Genomic DNA, 6,277 nt, shown 5'->3' with positions numbered 1-6,277 from the left:
CCGGCCGGATCCCACCGCACCGGCCGGATGGCTCTGGCCAGTACCGCTTCAAGGCGGCGGGGATCCGGGTGCCAGCGTTCCTCGAAGACACCGTTCGCCCGGAACAACACGGTGCCTAAATTGAGGTCGAGTGACGGAACGACGACGGCGGCGGCAGGTGGGCTGGCGCCGTCGTCGTACTTGTTGGTCAAGGTGACAGCGACGCTCACGGGCGGTCCTTCGGTTGCTCTTGCCCGCGCGGTCTGCGCGGGCCGCTTCCTCATCCGAACCACCCATCAGCATGGGGTTGGTGTGCGGCCAGTCGGAGCTTGGCGCCGCATCTCGTGAAGCTTTCTCGACTATAGCGGGTGGCCGCGCGCGCGGTATGTGTGCAACGAAATGTGTACCTGAGGACCATTGGCTTGTATCCGATAGTTCGCTGTGGTTTTATCGATACAAACTTTTTCACCCACCACAGAAAGCGCAGCCATGCTTCCCGACGCCACGCGTACCGCCTCACCGTCCGACACCACGGTTCGCGCCGTGATCAATCTCGACATTGAGGGCCCCGTAATCAGCAAGCATGTCTACGGGCACTTCGCAGAGCACCTTGGCCGATGCATCTACGAGGGGTTCTACGTGGGGGAAGACAGCGACATTCCCAACGAGGGCGGGATCCGGCTGGACGTCGTGGAGGCCCTGCGGGCACTGAACATTCCCAACCTCCGCTGGCCAGGCGGCTGCTTCGCGGACGAGTACCACTGGATGGACGGGATCGGCCCCAAGTCGGAGCGTCCCACCAAGGTGAACACGCACTGGGGCAATGTGGAGGAGAACAACCACTTCGGCACACACGAGTTCATGGCGCTGTGCGAACTTCTGGGCACGGAGCCATACATCAACGGCAACGTGGGCAGCGGCACGGTGAAGGAAATGAGCGACTGGGTTGAGTACCTCACCCGGGAAGGCGATTCCCCCATGGTGCGGCTGCGTAAGGAAAACGGCCGCGAGGCGCCCTGGAAGGTACCGTTTGGGGTATCGGCAACGAAGCGTGGGGCTGCGGCGGAAACATGACCGCGCAGCATTACACCGACGAGGCACGCCGCTACGCCACCTTCTGCCGCGACCACGGCGAGAACAACCTCTACCGGATAGCAGCCGGCGCCGCCGATGATGACTACGCCTGGACCGAGACGCTGATGAAGTCCATCAACTGCCTTGGCTGCAAACGCGAACCGAGTGGCTTCTTCCAGGGAGTGTCATTTCACTACTACACCATTCCCGGGCCGTGGGAAGACAAGGGCAGCGCGCTGGAGTTCGACTCCGAGGACTACTACGCCACCATGGTCAAGGCCGCGCGGATTGATGAGCTCATCAGCGGCCACTCCGCAGTGATGGACTGCTACGACCCGCAGAAGAAAGTTGGCTTGATCCTGGACGAGTGGGGCACCTGGTGGAACGTGGAACCGGGCACAAACCCCGGCTTCCTGTTCCAGCAGAACACCCTGCGGGACGCCCTGGTGGCCAGTGTGCACTTCGACATTTTCCACAAGCACGCGGACCGGTTGTTCATGGCAAACATCGCCCAGACCGTCAATGTGCTGCAGGCGATGATCCTCACCGACGGTGAGCATTTGGTGCTCACGCCCACCTATCACGTGTTCGAAATGAACAATGGCCACCAGGACGCTGCATCGCTGCGCGTGGACCTCCGCGGATCTGGTGCGCGGCGTCAGGTGGGCGAGACCCAGCTGGAGACCGTGACGATCTCCGCCAGCACCAAGGACGGCACTGCCTTGATTTCCCTGTCCAACCTCGACGCCGACCAGCCGATTGACGTTGACCTGGACCTGCGGGGACGCGGCATTGCGGGCACCACGGCGCGAATCCTCACCGCCGACACACTTCAGGCGCACAACTCGCCTGAACAACCGGATTCAGTAGCAGTGCGCGGGTTCGACGGCGTCAGCGTCACCGACGGCGGTCTACGAGTTACGCTGCCTGCGCACTCGTTTGTGACAATCGAACTGGGGCTCGATTAGGCCGTGCGGACTCAACCTGCGGCGCCCAGGAGCAGGGTCGGCGTCAGACGCCACCGATCACCCGGTCACGCCCGGCGAGTACACCCATGACGGCGAGAACCGCCATGATGGCTGCGGTGACGAGGAGTGGAAGCGCCCAGCCTCCGCTGACGTCGCGAAGAACGCCAAACATCACCGGGCCGATCGCGCCCAAACCGTAGCCGACCGATTGAGCCATACCGGACAGCGACGCTGCTTGCGGGTAATTCACGGTACGGAGGCTGAACAGCGACAGGGCGATGACGATGAGACTCCCGCACCCCATCGCCCCGAGCAGCACCCACAGCAACGTGAGGTTCGGTGCCAGGGCCAGACCGAGGAATGTTATGAACATGAGTGCGCCGCTGACGAAGGATACAAGGCGCTGGTCCGAACCCCGGTGAAGGATTCCTCCTGTGGCAAGGCTGGCGAACACGTTGACGAGCAGAAAAACGGACAGATGGATGCCGGCGGTCGTAGCGGGGACACCGCGGCTCTGTTCGATGGTGGGCAGCCAGGCCATCAGGACGTAAAAAGCGATCGACTGCAGCCCCATGAAGAGCGTCACCTGCCAACCTAACGCTGAGGCCCAAGGCGACCGGTAGGACACCTCCGGTGTGGTGGCGTGTGCGGTGCCCGACGTGTGTCGGCGCAGCCACGGCAGGAGCACCGCCATCGCGATGAGCGCCAGTCCCACCCAGATTCCCAGGGCAAGCCTCCATCCCGCCGGGGAGGTCTGTGCCACCGGAACGACGACGGCTGCCCCGATTGCGGCGAAGGCGGCCTGTGTTGCGGTGTAGCTCCCGGTGACCTGGCTGACCCTCGTCGGAAAGTCCCGCTTCACGAGGGAGGGTGCCAGAACATTCAGGAACGCGATCGCGAGGCCGATCAGCGCGGTTCCTGCCCAGATGAAGCCGGGCACCGGTAAGGAGCGGAACACGATGCCAGCGGCGAGGATGAGCAGGGACATCCAGAGCGCCCGGTCGAGACCCAGCCGGGAGGCGAATCCGGGCGCCACGGGCGAAAAGACTGCAAAGGCAATAAGTGGAACACTTGTAAGGAACCCTGCTGCGGCACTGGATAGCTCGAGGTCGCTGCTGATGTTTGCAAGGACGGGTCCAACGCTGACGAAGGACACCCGGAGGTTGACTGCGATGAGCAGGACGCCGATGAAGGCGAATCCGAATCTGGCAGCGCGGTCCGGCGCGTTCCGGGTGGTAGCGGGCATTGTGCGTTCTTCCATCCTTCAGGAGATGAGGGGCGCTCCTGGCGCCCATCCGATTACACCCTTGTCTGGTTAAATCGGTTCTAACTATGCATTTCAATCTACGTTCAGGCGAGTCCCGAGGCCTGGAAGGTGATGACCGCGGCGTTCACAATGTCCGCCGTCGGGCCCGTCAGCGAGTCCTTTATCCAACCGGCACGGGAGGCTCTGACGCCGCCGCGGTTTGGACGATGGAGATCTCCGCTTCGCCTCCCTCATGGGGGATCCTTTGATGCGAGTACCCACGTGAAGGGTGATAAACCGCCGCGTCGGCCGGCTCCGAAGCAATCGCGGACAGCACCCCGTTCTCCTCAATGATGGCGGCATCGGACAGCACCAGCTGCCGTGCACCGTCAACGGTGGGCGTCCACGCCTTCAGCGCCTGAGAAGCGTCGAGGACCAGCAGCCGGAGGGAGGCGCCGTCGTCGTTCTGGATAGTAATGACACCGCCCGCGGTGTCCACCTCCTCCAGAATAAGCTCGCCGTCAACCGGCGTAGCCAGGTGTCCGGATACCGAGTATCCGGCCGGTACCGCGAGGTGAGCCTCGACGCCGTCGTTCGCATGCAGCACAAGGACGGGCGGACCGTCCGCAGGTTCAAGGACCGTGAGCACGTTGAGCGTGGCCCAATTGACGACGACGCCGCCCACTTCCAGCCTGAGCGGCCAGGCCATGAACTCCCCGGACGGGAGGTCGATGGGCCGATGAGGGAGGAGGACGCTGCCGCTGTCCAGCCCGAACCGCTGCCCAGCTTGCAGTGGGCCACGGCGGCAGTATCCCGGGCAGTGGGTGCGGGACGGCGGTGGTACGCGCTGGCCATTCCGCCACCCAATTCACAGGTTGCGGCAGGAAAATCAGGGTGCTTCATGCCTGCGATGCCGGTCCAGTTGTCCCCGGCGAGGTCCTTGCCGATACCTGGATCGTCCCACTGGTGGGAGAAGTGGAAATGCGCCCTGAGCGGGAACACCTCGCCTACCGGAATGTCGGCGCTGCCCCAGGCGGTGGCCGTCCACAGCGGAGCGAAGAGACCGGATTCCCGCGCGATGCGCTTCAGCTCGAGAATGTGATCCGGCTGGTCATACAGCTCATTTTCGAGCTGGATGCCGATTACGGGTCCATGCTCCCCGCACAGAGCCGCTGCTTGCCCGCCAATATGGCCAAACCAGGTGCGGACCGCGTCCAGGTAGTGCGGATCATTAGTCCGCTCGGCGTACGCGGCGTTGACTACCCAGTCCGGATGCCCGCCGTTGCGCACCTCACCGTGGCACCACGGGCCCAGGCGCAGGATGACCTCCAGCCCCAACTCGTCGCACAAGTGAACGAAGGCCGCGAGGTCCAGGTTGCCCTCGAAGCTGGGATGGGATTGCTCGTTCTCCTGGTGGTGAATCCAGAAGACATAGGTTGCAACCACGTTGATGCCGCCGCCCTTCATCAGCCTTAGCGCGTCCGCCCAGCGCTCCCGTGGGAGCCGGCTGTAGTGGATCTCCCCGGTAACAGGTATCCACGGTGCGCCGTCGTGCTGGATGTTGCGGTTGGTCAGGGACATTCCCGGGCGGGCGTCCATCTCATTGGCCATGGTCGGCGTGGTCTCCGATGTGTCCCAACCGGTGTGGGTGATCCGGTGGGTGATTGATGTGTCTGTGGTCTGGGTCATGTGCTCTCCCGGGTTGCTCGTGAAAAGATTGTCCCGGTGCGCGTGCACGGGCACGCAATTGATTACTGACAAATGGAGGTCCACGATCGCCACTATGCAGGACGTGGCCCGCGCGGCCGGTGTCTCGATGATGACGGTCTCCAACGTGATCAACGGCCACCCGAACGTCAGGGTTGAGACAAAGGCAAAGGTGCTCCAAGCGATTGCCGAACTGGACTACCGGGTCAACGTTGCCGCGCGCAACCTCAGGGCCGGACGCACGAGGACTATCGGACTCGCAGTCGCTGAGGTGGACAGCTCCTACTATGCCCAGCTCGGAGCCAGAATCATCGCGGAGGCAGCACTGCTGAATTTCCGTGTGGTGATCGAGCAGACCGGTGCATCGCGCGAAAAGGAACTCGACGCACTCTTCCTGTCGAGTAACCGTCTCTATGACGGCCTCATCCTGAGCACAGTGGGCCTGGGCGCTGCCGACGCCGATCTGCTGCGGGTGGACTATCCGGTGGTGATCCTCGGCGAGCGTATTTTCAACAGCCCGGTGGATCATATCGCCATGCCCAACGTGGACGGGGCGCGCGCCGCCACCGAACACCTGATTGCGCAGGGATGCCGGCGGATCGGGTTTATCGGCGGGCTTGACCTGGATGAACCCAACGTGTCGAGCCTGCGCCATAGCGGCTACAGGCAGGCGTTAGCCGCGCCGGGCGTTGAGTATGACCCCGACCTTTTGGTCGAATCCCGCGGACTGTCCCTGGCCCGGGGCGCTGCTGCGGCCCGCGCGCTTCTGGCTTCCAAGGTGCCGTTTGACGGCTTGTTCTGCGTCACCGATTCGGTGGCGCTGGGTGCACTACGGTCACTCGCAGATGCAGAAGTGAACGTTCCCGGGCAGGTGAAGGTGATCGGCTTCGACGATATTGAAGAGTCCGCCTACAGCTTTCCGTCCCTCTCCAGCATCAATCCGGACCACGATTGGATGGCCAAGACCGCAGTGGAACGGCTGGTCGGCCGGATCTCACAAACTGAGGGGGCGGAGGACCCCGTTGAACTCGTGAGTGGCTTCCAACTGGTTGGGCGCGAGTCGACTGCGCAGTCGCAATGACGTCGGTCATCCGTTAGCGTGGCTGTGGGTGGTGGCCTTGGACAAGGCGGATGGTGCACGCGGTGTTCCATCCTCTCCGGGGTTACCCCGGGGGACGCAGATTGACCAGACATTGAGCGCCTCAGGTGCAACACTGCGCTTCGCGCAGCAACGCACCCGAACGGACAGACAGGTTGTCCGGGGCCGCCATCCGCTTGATTCAGTGAGCGGGGGGGGGGGGGG

The 6,277-nt window shown here is 63.4% G+C and carries 3 protein-coding genes, 3 pseudogenes and 1 riboswitch; of the genes and pseudogenes, 2 read left to right on the top strand and 4 right to left on the bottom strand.

Translation table 11 applies throughout. The features are described 5' to 3' along the window. Positions 1-209 (bottom strand): annotated as a pseudogene (locus tag Y708_RS30050) (hypothetical protein); the annotation flags it as partial. An 11-nt stretch (positions 210-220) separates the two neighbouring features. After that, positions 221-329, bottom strand: a riboswitch (SAM riboswitch). A 139-nt stretch (positions 330-468) separates the two neighbouring features. Here Y708_RS30050 and Y708_RS26300 point away from each other — a divergent pair. Beyond that, positions 469-2,021, top strand: a pseudogene (locus Y708_RS26300) (alpha-L-arabinofuranosidase C-terminal domain-containing protein). 43 nt (positions 2,022-2,064) lie between these two features. On the opposite strand, the gene Y708_RS0118795 reads toward Y708_RS26300, so the two are convergent. From Y708_RS0118795 to Y708_RS31255, 3 genes and pseudogenes are all read right to left on the bottom strand, one after another. Continuing rightward, positions 2,065-3,267, bottom strand: coding sequence for an MFS transporter (locus Y708_RS0118795; protein ID WP_028281120.1), 1,203 nt, complete (start codon positions 3,265-3,267; stop codon positions 2,065-2,067). 181 nt (positions 3,268-3,448) lie between these two features. Continuing rightward, positions 3,449-3,976: a hypothetical protein gene (locus Y708_RS31260; protein ID WP_028281119.1), complete on the bottom strand. Its 528-nt coding sequence runs from the start codon at positions 3,974-3,976 to the stop codon at positions 3,449-3,451. A gap of 458 nt (positions 3,977-4,434) precedes the next feature. Then, positions 4,435-4,848 (bottom strand): annotated as a pseudogene (locus tag Y708_RS31255) (beta-galactosidase); the annotation flags it as partial. Here Y708_RS31255 and Y708_RS0118780 point away from each other — a divergent pair. Continuing rightward, positions 4,826-6,055: a LacI family DNA-binding transcriptional regulator gene (locus Y708_RS0118780; protein ID WP_253905884.1), complete on the top strand. Its 1,230-nt coding sequence runs from the start codon at positions 4,826-4,828 to the stop codon at positions 6,053-6,055. The pseudogene Y708_RS31255 and the gene Y708_RS0118780 sit on opposite strands and share 23 nt — an antisense overlap. Positions 6,056-6,277: the final 222 nt, after the last annotated feature.

It is taken from the genome of Arthrobacter sp. H5, assembly GCF_000520595.1.
Taxonomy (GTDB): Bacteria; Actinomycetota; Actinomycetes; order Actinomycetales; family Micrococcaceae; genus Arthrobacter_D.
Note: the sequence above shows the minus strand (reverse complement) of the source record. Positions and strands in the feature narration are given on the sequence as shown.

Coding starts and splice junctions, on each gene's coding strand:
- Y708_RS31260 (WP_028281119.1), bottom strand. CDS start 3,976: ATGGCCTGGCCGCTCAGGCTGGAAGTGGGCGGCGTCGTCGTCAATTGG.
- Y708_RS0118780 (WP_253905884.1), top strand. CDS start 4,826: ATGTTGCGGTTGGTCAGGGACATTCCCGGGCGGGCGTCCATCTCATTG.
- Y708_RS0118795 (WP_028281120.1), bottom strand. CDS start 3,267: ATGCCCGCTACCACCCGGAACGCGCCGGACCGCGCTGCCAGATTCGGA.